Below are 18,222 nucleotides of genomic sequence, written 5' to 3' on the forward strand. Positions count from 1 at the left end.
GATTGAATCATTAAAGATTAATCCCAGCTCTCTATGATACTTTATTATTTTAATATACTTTACTATATTCTCTCAAATATAAACTAAGACTAAAATTTTAACCATTCAGTATATTCATCATATAAACTATCAAAAACAGACATTGAAACGGTATAACTTCCTTGCATTTCAATGTAATCTGATAGAGCATGAAAATCTTTTTCCTGTCGTGGAAAAGACAAATCATCAAAAATTTCTTCAGCTAATTCGCCTTTTTCGTCTTTTCGACCACGTGCTGTTAATGCAAATTGATAAAATGAATGATCTTTCATTAGTTCATTGTCACATCAATAATTTTAGTTTCACCTTTAGTTACTGATGTTATATCGTTGGCAATTGCCACAGATGACGTGTTATCTGTGTTTGTAACAATTATTGGAGAAATAACTGATTTAGCATTTTCTTTTATATAATCTAAATCAAAACGTAATAATGGGTCTCCCACACTAACAGTATCGCCACTTTCGACTAATACTTCGAAACCTTCTCCGTCAAGTTGTACTGTATCTAAACCAATATGAACAAGTAGTTCAAGCTCATTATCAGCTTGTAAACCAATTGCATGTTTTGTTGGGAAGATATTATCTACTTTACCATTGATTGGAGAAACAACTTCACCATCAGTTGGATTTACTCCAAATCCTTCTCCCATCATTTTTTGCGCAAACACTGGATCTGGGATATCTTCTATTTTCACATATTCTCCAGTAATAGGTGCGTATACACTCGTTTCTTTGTCGACTTCTTTACCTTTACCAAATAATTTTTTAAACATGTCTTGTTCGCTCCTTATTTTTCAAAATGTGGTATTAAATCTCCGTAACCTAATTCTTCCAGTTTTTCAAATGGTATAAATTGCACGGCAGCTGAGTTAATACAATATCTTAAACCGCCACTTTCAGTTGGACCATCATTGAAAACATGTCCTAAATGGCTGTTCGCATCTTCAGAGCGTACTTCTGTGCGCACCATACCAAATGTTTTGTCAACGAGCTCTATGATTTCATCATCATCTAAAGCTTTTGAGAAACTAGGCCAACCACAGTCTGATTCAAATTTTTCTTCTGAGGTAAATAAAGGTTTACCGGAAATTTTATCAACATAAACCCCTTTTTCAAAATGATTCCAATATTCATTTTGGAAAGGAGGCTCTGTTCCATCTTCTTGAGTTACCAAGTATTCCATTTCTGTTAAATCATTTTTATTTTTCTTAATCATATTGTTTCCCCCAATGTTTTTCTATAAAACTTTTTCTGCCAGAACCACGTTGATATTGCTCATAATGCAATGGATTCTTTTTATAGTAATCTTGATGATAGGATTCAGCAGGATAAAAGTTTTTGTATGGTTTTATGGGTGTAATTACGGGTTTATTAAATATTGCCTGCTCATTTAACTCTTGAATTTTTGCTTCTGCAGCTTTTTTTTGTGCTTCATTATGATAAAAAATAGCTGGTTGATAATGTTCGCCTCTATCAAAAAATTGACCGCCATTATCAGTTGGATCAAATGTTTTAAAATAAACATCTAAAATGTTCTCGAAGGAAGTAATTTCAGAGTTATATGTGATTTGTACTGCTTCTACATGGCCGGTTTGTCCATGACTAACATCTTCATAAGAAGGGTTTTCAACATGTCCACCACTATAGCCAGAAACAACATTTTCAATGCCCGGATAAGAGGTGAACGGTTTTACCAAACACCAGAAACAACCCCCAGCTAATGTCGCATATGCCATGGTATACCTCCTTTTTTATTATCTTGTCATTAAGTTATCATTATTTTCAGTGATAAGCTATTAAATTGTTTTGAAAATTTAACAAATGAAAGAATAATTAAAACGAACCTTAATTTATTATAAATTAGTTTATGATTTTAAAACAACTAGACCTATTGCGCCTTCTCCAGTATGTGTTGATATTATAGGTGTTGTAACATTTGTATCATATTCAGTGATATTAAATTCTTCGGTAAAATGCTTTTTAATTTTATCCACAAATTCTAAAATATTAGCGTGTGCGATACCGATAGACTTAATTTTTTTATCGCCTAAAAACGTACTGATTTCTTTTTTTAGAAATTGAATACTACCATTTTGAGTACGAGAATTATGAATGAGTTCAATTTTACCATCGTCAAGCGTACCAATTGGCTTGATTTTCATCATATTACCAATTAATCCTTTCGTTTTACTGATTCTACCACCTTTGATTAATTGATTTAATTGGCCAATAACAACATATAATTTTATATTACTTTGTAAGTCAGTTATTTTTGAAACAATTTCTTCTGATGAAAAACCTTGGTTATTCCAATCTACAACATGTTGGACTTGATATCCTAGTCCAAATGAAATAGATTTTGAATCTATGACAGTTACCGTACTATCTGTCATTTGACTTGCTTGAAGTGCGGTTTGATAAGTACCGCTAAGCCCTGATGTCATGTGGATACTAATGATTTCAGAACCATCTTTGCCTAATTCATCATATAACTCAATAAAATTACCGATAGCTGGTTGACTCGTTTTTACATCAGCATTTTCTTCTAATTTTTTTATATATGCTTCAGAGGAAATGTCTACTTGATCTACATACGACTTACCATCAATAGTTAAATTAAGTGGGATGACATGTATATCATTATCTTTTAAATAAGCATGAGATAAATCTGATGTTGAATCAGTTACAATTTTCATTTTCATTATTCTTTCCTCCTATGTTGTATCTTTACGAACTAAATGTAGAAATGTATGTGGAATCGTATTTTTTTCATCTAATGTTCCCGGAATAGAAGATTCTACTTCCCATTCTTCAAATGTATAAGGTGGAAAGAATGTATCTCCATTATATTTATCTTCAATTACTGTAATATACATATCATCGACTTTATCAATCATTTCTTCAAATAATGTTTGTCCACCAAAAATGAACACATGGCCTGGTAAATTATATATTTCGTCAATTGAATGGATAACATCTACACCGTCATGTGCGAATGATTTATTTCTTGTTAATACTACGTTTTTTCTATTAGGAAGCGGCTTTCCTATAGAATCAAATGTTGCACGGCCCATAACAAGTGTATTGCCAGTGGATAGTTTTTTTACATGCTTTAAATCATTTGGTAAATGCCATGGTAGTTGATTATTTACCCCAATAACACGTTGCTGATCGTGAGCAACAAGTATAGAAAGTGTCATAATTTCCCTCCTAATAGTAATATAATATTATCAGTAAATATATTAAATTATTATTAATACTAATCGTTTTTTAAAATTTTATACAGCTATTGGTGCTTTAATTGCTGGATGTGATTCATAATTTACTATTTCTAAATCTTCATAGTTAATGTCGAAAATAGAGTTATCTGAATTTATTTTAAGTTGTGGTGGCGCATAGCTTGTACGAGACAACTGTGTTTCAATAGCTTCCATATGATTTGTATAAATATGAGCATCGCCGAATGTGTGTATAAATTCACCCACCTCTAAACCACATTCTTTAGCAATTAAATGTGTCAGCAAACTGTAACTAGCAATGTTAAATGGTACACCTAAAAAGATATCTGCACTTCTTTGGTATAATTGGCAACTTAATTTACCATCTTGGACATAAAACTGAAACATTGTGTGACAAGGTGGTAATGCCATAGTATCGATTTCAGTTGGATTCCAAGCTGAGACAATATGGCGTCTTGAATTCGGATGATGTTTAATTTGTTCGATAACAGTTTTTAACTGATCAAAATGATTGCCATTTTTATCTTCCCAATCACGCCATTGTTTGCCATAAACATTTCCTAAATCACCATATTTTTTAGCAAAAGATTCATCATTTAAAATTAGCGCTTTAAATTTACGCATTTCCGCTTTATATTTTTTATTAAATGCCTCATCCGTTTGGGCTCTATGACCAAAGTTTGTCATGTCTGGACCTTTATAATCAACTGAGTTAATATAATTTTCAAACGCCCATTCATTCCATATATTATTATTATATTGGAGTAAATATTTAATATTTGTATCGCCTTTGATAAACCATAGTAATTCAGTTGCAATCAATTTAAATGATACTTTTTTGGTAGTTAGCAATGGAAATCCTTTTGACAAATCAAACCTTAATTGATGTCCGAATTTTGAAATAGTACCTGTATTTGTACGGTCTTCTTTTTGCTTTCCTATTTCTAATATTTCGTTACAAAGATCATGATAGGATTGATCAAATGTATTTAGCATGACGAACACACTCCTTTCAACAGTAAAGTTATTTATAGTTAATCATATTTTAAAATACCAATAATTTAAAGAAATAACCACTAGTAAAGTGAAAATATGAGTGGAATTTGAGAATAAAATATGTATTCAGTTTATGCCTAAATAATATTGGCTGGTTGTTCTAATGATTATGATAAATAATTAGAAGTATTATAAACTTTTTAAATAGTTATAATCAATAAAAGGATGACCTAGAAACTACTCAAAAAACAGTAAAAATATGCTCATTAAATTAATGCATGATAAGTATTAAGGATGTTGTACTTGTTATTAAAGCAATTTAAGGCTGAGACACTTATTTATATCTCAGCCTTGGTCTTATTGATTAATCACAATAATCATCAAATATGTCTTTAATATCCATACAAATATCTTGTATATCTCTACCTTCTATATGTTCTCTTGGCATAAAATGTTTTAATTCTTTTCCTTTAAACAAGGCATACGATGGACTGGACGGTACTTGTTGAATAAAAGCGCGCATTTCTTCGGTTGCTTCTTTATCTTGACCGGCAAAAACAGTCACTTTATTTGTTGGTTTTTTTTCATTTTGTTCTGCAACAGTAACTGCAGCAGGTCTTGCCAATCCAGCAGCACAACCACAAGTTGAATTAATCACAACAAAAGTTGTTTCATCTTCAGATACATTATTCATAAAGTTATCAACATCAACAGCAGTTTCTAAACTGTTAAAGTCGTGATTTGTGAGTTCGCTGCGCATTTGTGTTGCGAGTTCATTCATATATGCTTCATAAGCATTCATTTATAACACTCCTATTTCATTTAATGATAGTTTCTTTAGCTATTATTTCGATTTGCAATTTGCTTCCAAACGGAACCTAATGCCTCATCGCCATTTTCAATTCTTGTTATAGCCATTTCGATTTGCAGCTTCACTTCATAGGCTGAATCGTCAGCATGTTCACGAAGTGAATTTAACTGCTCTGGCCCACCTTCATCAAAAATAAACATTGCTGCTCTCCATCTGACTATTTTATGTGGATCGTCTAATGCTTTTTCCATTTCTGGTAATGCTTGTTTGAAACCTAAATCGCTTAAACAATCACCAGCAGTTCTTCTTACTGCAGGGCTTTTATCGTTTAAGCCTTTATAGAGGTATGGGAGTACGATTTCATCTTCAATCATTCCAAGGAGTATAATTGCTTCACGTCTTAATGGTGTTTTCTGTTCATCACTCACGACCTCACCGAGCAACGGCAAATCTTCAATTGTAGGCGTTGGGAATGATTTTAGCATTCTTAATCGTTCTTTCCAACTTTCAGTTGCTTGATATGCTTCCAATGTTACATGTCGGTATTTAGTTTCAGGAATTGTAACGTTGGATGCTAAAGCTTCTTCAACGCGTTTTTGCAATTGATCTTTAGGATAGAGTGCCGTAATTTCTTCAACGACGTCTTCCATTACCTCTGAGAGTTCGCCATAGCGTATACCAAAATCTTCCCATTTACGTTGGAACACTACATTATCATCATCTTTCTGTGCAGCTAACATACTATCAACATATATTTCAGGTAATTGTTTACGTTGTTCTTCTGAACTTGTCGTTAGTTTAATTTGATAAGGAATACCTTTGAATGTCAAAACCTCTGCTTTTACTTCACCAAAATGTTCATCTGGTTGTGCTTCGGAAGTTATTTCTTGTTCATCATTGAGTGTTGCTGTTACTTTTGGTAAAACATCTTCCCAATCAAATTTTGGTTTTTTATCTACAGCCAAAAAATCCATTACATGAAATATAGATTTAACACCATCAATTGCTAAAACATCATTGATAAAATCAGGTTGCCCTTCTGCGACTGATGAATAAGTATTAGACTGGTTATCTTCTCTTTTTTCACTTAGTACAATTTTCATTGTATTTGGACTTGGTGTAGGTTCAACACGTACTATTTCCATTAAGGCACCCTCCTTATGTTTATATTTCTTCTAGAGCTTTTGTGATGTTTGGTAAAAGTGTATCCCAATCTACTTCTGAATTTTTATCTACAGAAATAAAATTCATTGCTTGAAATATAGATTTAACACCTTCTACATCTAGTACTGCATTGATGAAGTCAGGTTGTCCTTCTTTAACTTTTGTATAAGTGTTAGGTTTGTTATCCCCACTATCTATGTTTAAATCAATTTTCATCGTATTTGGATTTGGTGTCGTAGCTATATTTATTATTTCCATAATCGTATGCTCCTTTTTATTGTAATTCATTGCCAATTTGCTTAATTTGTTTTCCGACAGAACATTCATTGATACAAAAATGATGTGCTTGTGTTTTGCCGTTTGTCTTTTTTATATGACGTTTCAATAAACACGCTTTACAATATGTGTTCATTAATTGGTCTATGGCATCAATTGCCTCTTTTTCAGAATAGGTTAGAATACGTTTCACGCTCCTGTACTTCTAAAAATGAATTATAAGTACCCAACTAGTTAATTTATGATAAGATTTGAGACTTGTTGATATTATATCATTTGTGACAACGATTGTTTAATCATTAATATGAAATATAACATTAGTATAAATATTTAAAAATCAATTGAAATTTGAACTTGCTTTTTTAATATTTTCTAGTAAAATAATGTAGTTGTTTATTTTGCGGTTTCTAAACACCCGCATTATCAAAATTTAGGAGGAATAAAATTGTTTAATGAAATATTTGGCGTTATTACTTTTTTAGTAACATTCATATTATTAGTTACTATGTATCGTTTGTTTGGTAAACATGGTTTGATTGCATGGATTGCTATTGGCACCATTATAGCTAATATCCAAGTTATTAAAACAATCGATATTTTTACTATTTCAGCAACCCTGGGAAATGTTATGTTTGCATCTATTTATTTAGCAACTGATATTTTAAATGATATTTATGGACGCAAAATAGCTAAACGTGCAGTTTGGTTAGGTTTTTGTTCGACGTTGGTGATGATTATCGTGATGCAATTTTCACTTCATTTTACACCTTCCCCGGTAGACAATACACAAAAAGCATTAGAATCTATTTTTAATATTGTTCCAAGGATTGCTTTAGGTTCTGTTATAGCATACATTATTGGACAACATTTAGATGTTTTACTTTTCTCATTAATCAAAAAAGTGTTTAGTTCAGATAGAACATTTATTATAAGAGCATATGGTAGTACTATTTTAAGTAATATCGTGGATACGGCGTTATTTGTCATCATTGCTTTTTTAGGTGCAATGCCAAATGAAGCGGTATTTGAAATCTTTATTACAACGTATTTATTAAAAATTGTTTCTACTATCTTTAATGTTCCTTTTGGTTATTGGGCAAAATCAATGTACCGAAAAGGCAAAATACAAAAATTAGATGAAGGTTATTAAGGACATGTTTTAATATAACTGACGAAAAGCCCGTAAATGATTAACAGATAAGTTCATTTACGGGCTTATTTATTTCTGGTGATTTAATATAATTATAATATTTCAATTATCTTTTCTTTTAAGAACTTGAATGTGTGATACCCTTCAGTTTCTAAAAAGTGGCCGTTATGATTTATATAATGTGTTTTGACATTTAATTGTTTTGATAATCTATCCGTCGCGTCTATATTCACTACTGGATCATTTAAAGCACCAATTGTAATAATGTGTTGCGCACATAATTTATCGAGTTTTATACGTGTGTTATCTATATATTGATTTAATTCGGGTATGTTCGATAACTTTTCGTTAAAACCTGAAACTAGAAAAAGGCCTTTTATTTTTGAATGAGGCTTAACAGAAGTTAAATAATGTAATATTGATATGACTCCCAAACTATGTGCAACGATAATAGTTTCTGAATTCAATTTACTTTGAATAATATCATCTATTGCTTGACACCATGAATCAAGTTCAGGATGATCAGAATTTGGTAAGTGTATAATTTCAACATTATAACCATATGCCTCTATTTGTGAGGCTAACCATTGAAACCAATGGCTTTTTGTACTAGCTTGATAGCCATGTATAATAAACATATTTTTCAATTAGATCATCCTTTATTAAATTAATGTTGTGCTTTTTTATTGACGGTAATAGCTTACGTTACATTGATGTATTTTTCCAAGAAAAATGCATCTACATGATTATACTTATTTATGTTCTTTTGATAATATAAAATTAACTTATTAAATTTGAAGGTGAATTTATGGCGAAAATATATTTTGATGCTGCTACAGCAGGCAATCCTGGTCAAAGCGCATGTTCTATCGTTATCATTACTGAGCAAGAACGATTGCATTATGACTGTGATTTAGGAATCTTAGACAATCATAGTGCAGAATGGGCAGCTTTCGTATTTGCATTGGAATGTGCAAAACACCACGGGATTACTACAGCACTCGTATACACTGATTCGAAATTAATAGAAGATAGTATGAACAAAGGACAAGTAAAAAATAAGCAGTTTATAAATTACTTGCTCAAAATAAAATCATTAGAGTCATATTTTGATTTATTGTTTGTTAAATGGGTTCCAAGGAATCAAAATAAAGAAGCAAATCATCATGCCAAAAATGCCTTATATAAAATTACTAAAACAAGAGCAAAAAAGCGTTAAATCAAAACAGTATCTTAACAATTCAAAGTCAGTAGGATATTTGAAAACTTATTATGACGAAAATCAGAAATAATCCCTTTCTATAGTGAGAAACTTTTAATAGATGATTCTAAACACATTTTTTGAATTTAAACCTTTATTTTAAAATATATGAGTGTGACTACAGGATAGAAGGATATCATTTTTATCTCGTTAAACATGTACGATGAAAAGCATTAGACAATAATTATAAAGGACTCGTACGTATTTATTTGAATACGTATGAGCCCTTTATTTTTTATTTAACTAAAATGTGTAGCTAAGTATTTTCCTGATACATAGAGTTCATGTTCTTTACAAATATTTAGTATTTCAGCTAAATCTGTCCCAAACTTCATGTCGTTTAATAAATCAGAAGTATTAATAGGTACTTCTGTATGAATTTTAGCTAGTGATTTAGAAAGTTTCAAATTGTATAAATTATCTTCTATTTTATGTCTTTGCCCAGGTGTCAATTCGTTTAAAGCGTCAATCACTGCTTCAACAGAACCATGATTTTGAATAAGTTTTATAGCAGTTTTTTCACCAATCCCTTTAACACCAGGATAACCATCAGCGCTATCTCCCATAAATGCTTTAACATCTATTAATTGTAGCGGATTTAATCCATATTCGTTTTGAAATCTGTCTAATGTATAGCGGTTGTATAAGTTAAATCCTTTTTTAGTTAACCAAATTTCAACATTAGGATTAATACATTGCAGAATATCTTTGTCACCAGTGATTACAAAAATTTGATTTTGTTGTGAATATTGATGTGCCAAAGTGCCTATTACATCATCTGCTTCATAATTTTGGACACCAATATTTACAAATCCAAATTGGTTTGATATTTCTTTAACATAATCAAATTGTGGTATCAATTCTTCTGGTGGTGCGGGTCGATTTTGTTTATATCCGTCAAACATTTCATTTCGAAATGTAGATTTACCCATATCCCAACACACAGCCACATGTGAAGGTTGTATTTCGTTTATCGCAGTAAATACATGACGAACAAACCCTTGAACACCGTTTGTAGGAATACCTGATGAATTTCTCATGAATTGTTTGTGTAGGCTAGTTGCGTAAAAATGTCGAAACAGCAGAGCCATACCGTCTATTAATAATATCTTTTTGGACATCGTAAGTACCTCTTTCTAAATTAACAACTGAGCTTTTAATTCGCTATTTGTTTCTTGGAGTTGTTTTATTAAAGAATGATCCATTTCAAATGCTAAGAGTTGTTTAATTTGTGTGTGTATATCTTTTTCATACTGATTGAATTTTATTTCTGCATCATTATTCAAATTATTCACAATTTCAATTAATGCTTTTCTTAATTCAGCTATACAAGGTTTAAGTTGTACGAGCGTATTTTGAGTTATTGTGGTTTGAACTTCATTTTGCATTTTTGGCTGCAAGATGTTTTTTTTCGTTAATGATTTAGGCAAAGCGGAAAGCATTTGACTTAAATCAATTTTTAAATAAGGATCGTCTAGTTCTATATTACTCTTATTAAATTCAGGTTCAATGAAAATGTGTAATTGCTCTAATTTTTGTTTTAAAGGTGCAATTTCTTCATGTATTTGTTGAATGAAATACTTTTTAACACGTTCCACTAGTAAGGATTGTTCTAAATACAATCTTTGATGAATTTGATCTAAGTATTGCTTTGTAGAATGGCGTTTTGCTTCGTTAAAGTTGTTGCTCTGTGTCATTTGCCCATTATAAATTGATTTAACTTCATCTAACAACTGAATTTTCAAACGTTCATTAAGGTGATAAATTTGATCTTCAACTTCATTTGAAGCACGCTGCACGGCAATTTGTAATATATTATTATTCAGTAATATTTGATTATGATATTGCTCGAGTTTGTTTTTACGTTGCTTAATTTTAGATTGATTATGCTGTGCGTCTTCTATCATTTGGTCAAATGCTTCTGAAATATTTGTTAATTGTTTCGTCATTTGTTGTTGCAATATATCTTTAGACTCAACTTGAGTAAAATAGTTTATACTATTTTTTAGTTTATCAATTCCTAAGTCTCCTGTTTTTAAAGCTTCTCGACTCGAAACTGCAAAAATGTCCGAATTCATATTTACTTGGTTAAGTGCATCACTTACATAGTTTATGACTGCATTTAAGTCTTCTTCAGTTTCAGCTAAATCAGTAGCATTTATGACCATTTTAAATGCTTGATTTTCACTTAATTGGTTCATTTCTTTCATATGTTCTATAAAGCGTTTGTCATTATCTGTGAATGAATGATTAAAATAACTTACATAAAGTATTAAATCTGAAGAAGTTAAAATCTTTTCTGTTTCATTTGTATGACGTTGATTATTGGAATGTAACCCAAGTGAATCTACGATAACTTTATCTTTCAACCAATAGATAGGTAATTTCAAATGAACTGTATTTACAAAGGTTGCATATTCGTCTTCTGCACTCCATTTTTTTATTTCATCCCGTGCAATGGTATGTGTTAAACCTTGTTCTAGCATTTCTTGATACATCGCATAATGTTTCTCAATCGCATTGATAAATGCTAATTTGTTTTTTTCTAAAGATGCTGTTAGTTTTTCTGTGTTTTGATTTAAAAATGCCTCTATTGAATCAAAAGTTTTATTTTCCAATTCAAATAATTGGTTTAACTCTTCTAAGATTTGCTCAGGTGATTTAAGTGTAATTTGACTTTCTTCACCGTATGTCAGTTCTGTCATTGCTGCTGTTGTAGGATTTGGTGAACTAACAAGGTATGCATCGCCTAGTAGTGCGTTGATTAAACTACTTTTTCCAGCACTGAACGTCCCGAAAACACCTATTTTAATGATTTTATGATCTAGGCGTTTCAGTGTATCGTTGATATCTTGTTTTGTTTGTTCGAATAATGGAATATCTTTTATCAAGTTTAATGAATTTTTTATATCTTGAATTGAAGTATCCGTTGTTTTTCTTTTAGTGGTATTAGAACGATTCTGTTTTTGAACTTTTGAATGCTCTGGTTTAGCTTGATATGTGATTTCTTCTCTATCTATTAATTTATCTAGTGAATCATCAATATGAATGTAGTAGTGTCTATAATTTTGTGTTTCAAGTGATTCTCTTAGATTACGCAACTCCATAAATTTAACATAATCATTGTAATCTTCTACTTCTTCTGTGCCAATGTCGTTTGCTTGAGAATGGCTGATTGCTTTCTCAAATAATGGTTCAGTTTCTTTAATAATAAATTGTTTAATAGATTTCATTAAGTCATCTGAAAATGTTAAAACATATTGATTACTAATAGATATTTGCATTTGATACAAATCATCTATGAGATTTGGAGGCATTTGATAGTGTTGGTTTAAAATCGCATCATTTACTTCGGATGAGTTAATAAATCGCGTTAAAAATGACATATCTTCTCTCAAAGGTTGGCGTATTTCTTGATTTACTTTTTCTTGTAATTGCTCAAGTAATTCTTGAAGTCTAATTTGTTGCGTTTCTAATGTTTTTTTCTTTTTATTGAATATGCCGCCTACTTTAAAGTCTTTAGTTTTGCTCTCTAAATAAGTTCTTATTTTTTCTCTAGTATCGTGCGTCATAACATATGCATTGTCGAGAATCGCTTTACGCTTTTGTTTTAAGAAATCATACAATTGATCAGGGTTATTAAGTAATTTCGCTTCTTCACTTACTTGTTGATGTTGTTGAAAGTTTAAATATGCTTGGTCAAAGTCTTCTTCAAATATATCTAGCTCATTTAGAATCGTTTGAATTTCATGTTGTATAAAAGATAGTTGTTCGTCTGTAATAAAATTCACAGTACGTTCCACATAATCCGCCATTGATTCTCTATGTTGATCTTTATCGATGAGATAATCTGAAAGTGCTTGAATTTGGTTGTGTTCATGTTCAAATTTAGAAACATAAAATATTTGATCTAATTTGATTTCCCATTCAGCAATCGATTTTTCAACGCGTCGTTTAAATGTGTCGAATGGAATTTCTGATTCATGATGTTTATCTATTTGGTTGATAACAAAAACGACTGGAACACCAGCATAGTTCAGCTGTTTCATAAATTGAAAATTCATTGCAGATTGAACATGGTTATAGTCTACTGTGTAAAATAAAACATTACTTGTATACATAAATTCTTCAGTGCTAGATTGGTGTGTTGATACATTTGAATCAACACCTGGTGTATCTTGAAGTGTGAACCCTTTATTAAATTTTTCAGAAGGAAATTTAATTTCTACAGATTCAACGTCAATATTTTCACGATTCATTTGTTTAACTTCATCGTAGTTTGTTAATAAAGTATATTTTTGGTTGTTCAAATTAGCTATAATACCTGGTTCATCTGCTACAGAGACAATTGCTGTGTTACTGGTTGTGGGCACTGGTGAACTTGGTAGTATGCTTTCTTCTAGTAGCATATTGATAAGTGTGGATTTTCCTGCTGAAAAATGGCCGACAAAAGTAGCAGTATACTGTTCTAAAAATATTTTTTTAATGACTTGATTTATAATGTGAATCAATCTATGATTGTTTGATTTTTCAACCTCTTTTTTTAATTTATATAGTATATCGAGTTGCTTCGTTTTAGACATGTTATGTATCCCCTTTATTACTTATATGTAATTAATTTCTATTGTATAACAAATTAATGTGCGTCTAAAGTAAGTTAGCAAAATTAAATTGTATTTAGCAATGTTTTATGAGTAGAAATGCAAAAAAGTATTTTCCAGTTTTTGAATGTGACTTAGTTTAAAATTAAAAATACCACCTTAACTGGTGGTATTTGCAATCATTAAAAATTTAGTCGATTTTTTTAATTTTATTTTTATTTCCATCTTGGCTTATTAAAATCAGTATTAGGTTTGTTAATACCAATGTTCTCTTTTAAATACAGCTCAGGGTTTTTTGCAATTTGGACTGCAACAGCAGCAACACTTTTTCTGGAAACTTCTGTTCCCTTAAATAATTCATTTTTATGAGTAATCTCATAATCAATTTCGTTAATATCTGATAACCATGCAGGTCTTAAGATAGTATAATCGAGGTTTGAACTTTCAATGATATCAGCTGCTTGTTTATAAATAGGTAAGTGATTATGGATTTGTTCATTTACCCATTCACCAAATTCACCTGGTACCTCATTGTAAATGCCAAGAGCCGCTACAAATATTAAACGATCAACGTGATTTTGTTCCATAGCTTTAACAATAGTACTTGCTTCTTTATCTAATTCACCAGAAAGGCTAGCAAATACAATATCTACATCTTCCATTGCACTGTTAACATCCTCGAAGTTTGTAGCATCTCCTTCACGAACACGGATGCGATCTGATGCATAATCAGGTAATCTGTTCGCGTCTCTTAAAAATAATCTCAGCGTATATGAGGTGTTTTCTAAAAAAGAATTAATAGCTGCTTTAGAAATAGCTCCATTTGCCCCTAATATTAATACTCTCGTCATATAATCACTCCATTAAAATATATGATTAAAAATAATAGTGTATATAATAAATTTTCGATTGGTTCACTTTTTATCTAATTTTACAATACTACAAAAGCATAATTTATACTAATGATATATTTGCGACATTGAATATAATAAAATGACCGATTTGATATGTAAACATGTTTTGAGCAATTTCAAAACACAATAAAAATCGTAAAGATAACTTATATAAAGTTACCTTTACGGAATTGAAAATATCATTTAGTGAATGACAGGGTTATTATTCTTTTTAATTTTTACATATTGTGAAATACTATAAATTACAATGCCAATCCAAATAAAAATAAATGTAATAAATTGATCGATGCTAAAAGGTTCTTTGAATAAGAAAATACCTAATACAAACATAATTGTCGGTCCGATATATTGTATAAAACCAGTCAGTGATAGCGGAATTCTACGGGCGCCAGCTGAGAATAGTATAAGTGGAATTGCCGTTACAGCTCCTGAGAAGATTAACCAGAAAGATGAGGTATTATAGCCAAACGTTAAACTACCTTGTTGCCATATGTACCATAGGTATATAATGCCTGCTGGTGCAGTAACAATGCATTCTATTGTAATACTACTGATTGCATCAATCGGTACGATTTTTTTAATCAAACCATAAATACCAAATGAACATGCTAGTAGTAACGAAATACTAGGGAATACACCGACTCTTATAGTCATATACAAAACACCGATAACTGCAAATCCAATGGCAATCCATTCTAATTTATTAAATCGCTCTTTAAGAAAAATTAACGCTAATAGAATACTTACGAGTGGGTTAATGTAGTAGCCTAAACTGGATTGCAATACGTGGCCGTTCGTAACAGCCCATATAAAAGTGCCCCAATTAATTGTTATTACATAACCAGCAGCTATAATAGCAATGAGTTGTATAGGATTTGCTATGAGCTGTTGTAAATCACGTTTAAATGGTGCTGTATTGTTAGTGACGACTACCACTATTAACATAAATATCATTGAAAGTATAATTCTAAAAGCTAATATTTCAAAAGCACCAATATCTTCTATTAAATCCCAATATATAGGTAATATCCCCCATAAAATATATGCACCAAAAGCAAAAAATATGCCTTTTTTAAACTCGTTATTCATTTGTCACACCTCTTTCTGATTGCTCATGCAGTCTATTTTTTAGGTTTTTTATTCCCCCAGTATTGATAGTAAGTACACTCGATATAACCATTAAATAACTTCCTTCTTTTGGTTGCTTTTTGATTAACTAAAAATTCAAATTCATTATTACTTGTTAAAATATAAGTTGATAAGTAAGGATGCTCCTGCATTAATTGGCCGATATAACGATACATTTCTTCCACTTCTGCTCTATCGCCAATGCGTTCACCATAAGGTGGATTGCCAATCATTGCAACTGGTGCTGCCGACTCAATTGATAAAGTGTTAACATCTTGAACTTTAAAGTTAATAATGTCTGATAAGCCAACCTCTTCAGCATTTCTACGTGCTATTTCTATCATTTCTGGGTCAATATCTGATGCATATATCTCTAAAGGTCTATCATAATTAGCTTGTTGATCAGCTTCATCTCTCAATTCATCATATAATCTATCAGGCATAATATCCCATGTTTCTGAAACGAAATCTCGATTAAAACCGGGTGCAATATTTTGAGCAATTAAACATGCCTCAATCGCAATCGTGCCAGAACCACAAAATGGATCAATCAATGGTGTATCACCTGTCCAATTTGCTAATTTAATTAAACTAGCAGCAAGTGTTTCCTTTATAGGTGCTTCACCTTGAGCTAGTCTATAACCACGTTTGTTAAGTCCTGATCCAGAAGTATCTATTGTCAGTAGTGCTTTATCCTTTAATAGAGCTACTTCCACTGGATATTTAGCTCCCGATTCATCTAGCCACCCTTTTTCTTGATAAGCAGATTTTAAACGCTCTACAATTGCTTTTTTAACGATTGCTTGGCAATCTGGCACACTATACAAAGTAGATTTTACACTACGACCTTGTACTGGAAAGTTTCCTTCTTTTTCGATGATTGTTTCCCAAGGGAGTTCTTTTGTCTTTTCAAATAATTCATCAAATGTTTTTGCATTAAATTGGCCAACAACAATCTTTATTCTATCAGCAGTTCTTAACCATAAATTACATTTAACTATTGCTGCTTCATCACCTTCGAAAAAGATTTTGCCGTTTTCTACTGTTGTTGTATAACCAAGTTCTTGAATTTCCTTAGAAACAACTGCTTCTAACCCCATTGGGCACACAGCTAATAATTGATACATTGTTTTGCTCCTTTTTTAAGTGGATTTAATTTTATTTTATCAAAAGTTATTTTAAATAGATATGACCTTACTTCTGTTCTGGATTATATTAAGGCATTATGTGAATTTTAAACATTAAAAAAGCTCTCCTAATTGGGAGAGCTTGGGGTCTAGTAATGATGTTTCTATAAGCCATGTTTTGTACCTTTGTACTGCCAACGTGTACTAGTTACACTCGTACGCTGGTGGTAACCATCTGTCTACATACTTTTAAAGTATGCCTTATTTATACGTTGAATTCCGTTAAATAAGTGCTCCTACCTAATTTGGATTGCTCACTCGAGGGGTTTACCGCGTTCCACCTTTTATATTTCTATAAAAGCTACGTCACTGTGGCACTTTCAAACTATTTTAACCGTATCTAAAGACTTAGGTTATTTCGTTGCCGTCAACTTAATGCCTTGACTTATTGTTTCATCAAGCACGAACACTACAATCATCTCAGATTGTGTGAGCATGGACTTTCCTCTATATCGCTATAGCGATTACCCAAAACACCATCTTTAAGAGTATATCACTTTTCAAAGATCAGAACAAATAAAAATAAGATAAGTTTTGAGAAAAACAAAACTTATCTTTATGTACGCAATTATAACTACTTGAACATCGTATTTGTTATGATTGCTCGTTTTATTATTTACCAAAAACTGCTTTTTCTAAGTTTGAAATTCTTTTTAGTATATCGACGTTGTTATTATTATTAGTATTGCTTGCAGCATTCCCATTTGCTGAAAAGTTTTTGTTTTCTTGTGGTCTTGAAGTAGCCACACGCAATCTCAATTCTTCTAGTTCTTTTTTTAGTTTATTGTTTTCTTCGGAAAGTTTAACAACTTCATTATCTAAATCTGCCATCTTTTGATAATCTGCTATGATGTCGTCTAAGAAAGCATCCACTTCTTCCCTTCTATAACCACGTGTCATAGTTTTTTCAAAATCTTTTTCATAAATATCTTTAGCTGATAGTTTTAATGAAACATCTGACATATTTTTTCCACCTCATTCGAAACTTTGTTCTTGAGACCACTGCAAATCGTTGATAAATTCTGTTAATTCATCAAACGAAACAATGTCACAAGTATAATTTGTTTTTTCCATAAAATCAACTAACATTTGCTTAAAGTATTTTGGACTAGCTTCTTGTTCTTCATCATATATTAGTAATGATTGGTCTGTATGGTCGAGCATAAATTGATCTGTTTGTTTAAATTGGTGTGGTCCTACATATGATGTATGAAATACACTATCTACAAAATCAGCATGCTGTACAATGTGATTATATTTTGCTTGATTCTGTTCATTCCATCTATCGGTGTGGCCATAAAATGGTGTAACGACACCAAGTTTAAGATCAGGATACGTTTCTTTTAAATCAATTACTACTTCAGCAGTCCATAATTCTATACCCATCTGTCCTTGTATTAATACCCATTCAAGTCCTTCTTCAATCAATGATTTTAATTTATGTGCTATAAATT

The 18,222-nt window shown here is 31.2% G+C and carries 21 protein-coding genes and 1 other RNA gene; 2 read left to right on the forward strand and 20 right to left on the reverse strand.

Annotated features, from left to right (window positions below; all coding sequences use genetic code 11):
* Nucleotides 1-89 precede the first annotated feature (89 nt).
* The 11 genes from CD150_RS07530 to CD150_RS07580 form a co-directional block, all read right to left on the reverse strand.
* On the reverse strand, nucleotides 90-311 hold the full coding sequence (locus CD150_RS07530) for a YozE family protein (RefSeq protein ID WP_046208266.1): 222 nt from the start codon (nucleotides 309-311) through the stop codon (nucleotides 90-92).
* Nucleotides 311-814 carry a PTS sugar transporter subunit IIA gene (locus CD150_RS07535; RefSeq protein WP_073342089.1) on the reverse strand — a complete coding sequence of 168 codons (504 nt, stop codon included), beginning with the start codon at nucleotides 812-814 and terminating at the stop codon, nucleotides 311-313. Before CD150_RS07535 ends, CD150_RS07530 begins: the two co-directional genes overlap by 1 nt.
* A gap of 14 nt (nucleotides 815-828) precedes the next feature.
* Nucleotides 829-1,257, reverse strand: coding sequence for a peptide-methionine (R)-S-oxide reductase MsrB (msrB, locus tag CD150_RS07540; protein ID WP_046208264.1), 429 nt, complete (start codon nucleotides 1,255-1,257; stop codon nucleotides 829-831).
* Nucleotides 1,250-1,777 (reverse strand): peptide-methionine (S)-S-oxide reductase MsrA, encoded by a 528-nt coding sequence (msrA, locus tag CD150_RS07545; protein ID WP_046208263.1) that lies wholly within the window; start codon nucleotides 1,775-1,777, stop codon nucleotides 1,250-1,252. The genes msrB and msrA overlap by 8 nt, the downstream gene beginning before the upstream one ends.
* A 129-nt stretch (nucleotides 1,778-1,906) precedes the next feature.
* Entirely contained in the window at nucleotides 1,907-2,746 is an 840-nt protein-coding gene (locus CD150_RS07550) for a DegV family protein (protein ID WP_046208262.1), read from the reverse strand.
* A 9-nt stretch (nucleotides 2,747-2,755) separates the two neighbouring features.
* The gene (locus CD150_RS07555) at nucleotides 2,756-3,241 is read right to left on the reverse strand and encodes a dihydrofolate reductase (protein WP_046208261.1); all 486 of its coding nucleotides are present in this window, start codon (nucleotides 3,239-3,241) and stop codon (nucleotides 2,756-2,758) included.
* 78 nt (nucleotides 3,242-3,319) lie between these two features.
* Complete coding sequence (locus CD150_RS07560; RefSeq protein WP_073342088.1) at nucleotides 3,320-4,276, reverse strand: thymidylate synthase; 957 nt, start codon at nucleotides 4,274-4,276, stop codon at nucleotides 3,320-3,322.
* Between the two features lie 364 nt (nucleotides 4,277-4,640).
* A complete protein-coding gene (brxA, locus tag CD150_RS07565) occupies nucleotides 4,641-5,078 on the reverse strand; it encodes a bacilliredoxin BrxA (RefSeq protein ID WP_046208259.1) in 438 nt (145 codons plus the stop codon).
* 35 nt (nucleotides 5,079-5,113) lie between these two features.
* A complete protein-coding gene (locus CD150_RS07570; protein WP_103161465.1) occupies nucleotides 5,114-6,232 on the reverse strand; it encodes a conserved virulence factor C family protein in 1,119 nt (372 codons plus the stop codon).
* A 19-nt stretch (nucleotides 6,233-6,251) separates the two neighbouring features.
* Nucleotides 6,252-6,509: a NifU N-terminal domain-containing protein gene (locus CD150_RS07575; protein ID WP_046208257.1), complete on the reverse strand. Its 258-nt coding sequence runs from the start codon at nucleotides 6,507-6,509 to the stop codon at nucleotides 6,252-6,254.
* 16 nt (nucleotides 6,510-6,525) lie between these two features.
* Entirely contained in the window at nucleotides 6,526-6,720 is a 195-nt protein-coding gene (locus tag CD150_RS07580; RefSeq protein WP_046208256.1) for a zinc-finger domain-containing protein, read from the reverse strand.
* Nucleotides 6,721-6,972: 252 nt separating this feature from the next.
* Between CD150_RS07580 and CD150_RS07585 the strand changes: the two genes are divergently transcribed.
* The gene (locus CD150_RS07585) at nucleotides 6,973-7,677 is read left to right on the forward strand and encodes a queuosine precursor transporter (RefSeq protein ID WP_046208255.1); all 705 of its coding nucleotides are present in this window, start codon (nucleotides 6,973-6,975) and stop codon (nucleotides 7,675-7,677) included.
* Between the two features lie 92 nt (nucleotides 7,678-7,769).
* Here the strand turns inward: CD150_RS07585 and CD150_RS07590 are convergent, their stop codons facing one another.
* On the reverse strand, nucleotides 7,770-8,315 hold the full coding sequence (locus CD150_RS07590) for an RBBP9/YdeN family alpha/beta hydrolase (RefSeq protein ID WP_225792173.1): 546 nt from the start codon (nucleotides 8,313-8,315) through the stop codon (nucleotides 7,770-7,772).
* A gap of 170 nt (nucleotides 8,316-8,485) precedes the next feature.
* Here CD150_RS07590 and CD150_RS07595 point away from each other — a divergent pair, with 170 nt between their 5' ends.
* Nucleotides 8,486-8,896, forward strand: coding sequence for a ribonuclease HI family protein (locus tag CD150_RS07595; RefSeq protein WP_046208253.1), 411 nt, complete (start codon nucleotides 8,486-8,488; stop codon nucleotides 8,894-8,896).
* A 281-nt stretch (nucleotides 8,897-9,177) separates the two neighbouring features.
* Here CD150_RS07595 and CD150_RS07600 read toward each other — a convergent pair whose 3' ends face one another.
* From CD150_RS07600 to CD150_RS07635, 8 genes are all read right to left on the reverse strand, one after another.
* Complete coding sequence (locus CD150_RS07600) at nucleotides 9,178-10,059, reverse strand: 5'-3' exonuclease (RefSeq protein ID WP_046208252.1); 882 nt, start codon at nucleotides 10,057-10,059, stop codon at nucleotides 9,178-9,180.
* 15 nt (nucleotides 10,060-10,074) lie between these two features.
* Nucleotides 10,075-13,521: a dynamin family protein gene (locus tag CD150_RS07605; RefSeq protein WP_073342083.1), complete on the reverse strand. Its 3,447-nt coding sequence runs from the start codon at nucleotides 13,519-13,521 to the stop codon at nucleotides 10,075-10,077.
* Nucleotides 13,522-13,754: 233 nt separating this feature from the next.
* On the reverse strand, nucleotides 13,755-14,390 hold the full coding sequence (locus tag CD150_RS07610; protein ID WP_073342081.1) for an SDR family oxidoreductase: 636 nt from the start codon (nucleotides 14,388-14,390) through the stop codon (nucleotides 13,755-13,757).
* 246 nt (nucleotides 14,391-14,636) lie between these two features.
* Nucleotides 14,637-15,542, reverse strand: coding sequence for an EamA family transporter RarD (gene rarD / locus CD150_RS07615; RefSeq protein ID WP_073342078.1), 906 nt, complete (start codon nucleotides 15,540-15,542; stop codon nucleotides 14,637-14,639).
* Nucleotides 15,543-15,574: 32 nt separating this feature from the next.
* Nucleotides 15,575-16,708: a THUMP domain-containing class I SAM-dependent RNA methyltransferase gene (locus CD150_RS07620; protein WP_073342076.1), complete on the reverse strand. Its 1,134-nt coding sequence runs from the start codon at nucleotides 16,706-16,708 to the stop codon at nucleotides 15,575-15,577.
* Nucleotides 16,709-16,870: 162 nt separating this feature from the next.
* An RNA gene (rnpB, locus tag CD150_RS07625) (RNase P RNA component class B) lies at nucleotides 16,871-17,244 on the reverse strand.
* A 136-nt stretch (nucleotides 17,245-17,380) separates the two neighbouring features.
* Entirely contained in the window at nucleotides 17,381-17,731 is a 351-nt protein-coding gene (gpsB, locus tag CD150_RS07630; RefSeq protein WP_073342074.1) for a cell division regulator GpsB, read from the reverse strand.
* Nucleotides 17,732-17,743: 12 nt separating this feature from the next.
* A partial coding sequence (locus tag CD150_RS07635) for an SLOG family protein (RefSeq protein ID WP_240621214.1) occupies nucleotides 17,744-18,222 on the reverse strand: 479 nt, incomplete at its 5' end.

Origin of the sequence: Staphylococcus ureilyticus, from assembly GCF_002902235.1 — a bacterium.
In the GTDB taxonomy this organism is placed as follows: domain Bacteria; phylum Bacillota; class Bacilli; order Staphylococcales; family Staphylococcaceae; genus Staphylococcus; species Staphylococcus ureilyticus.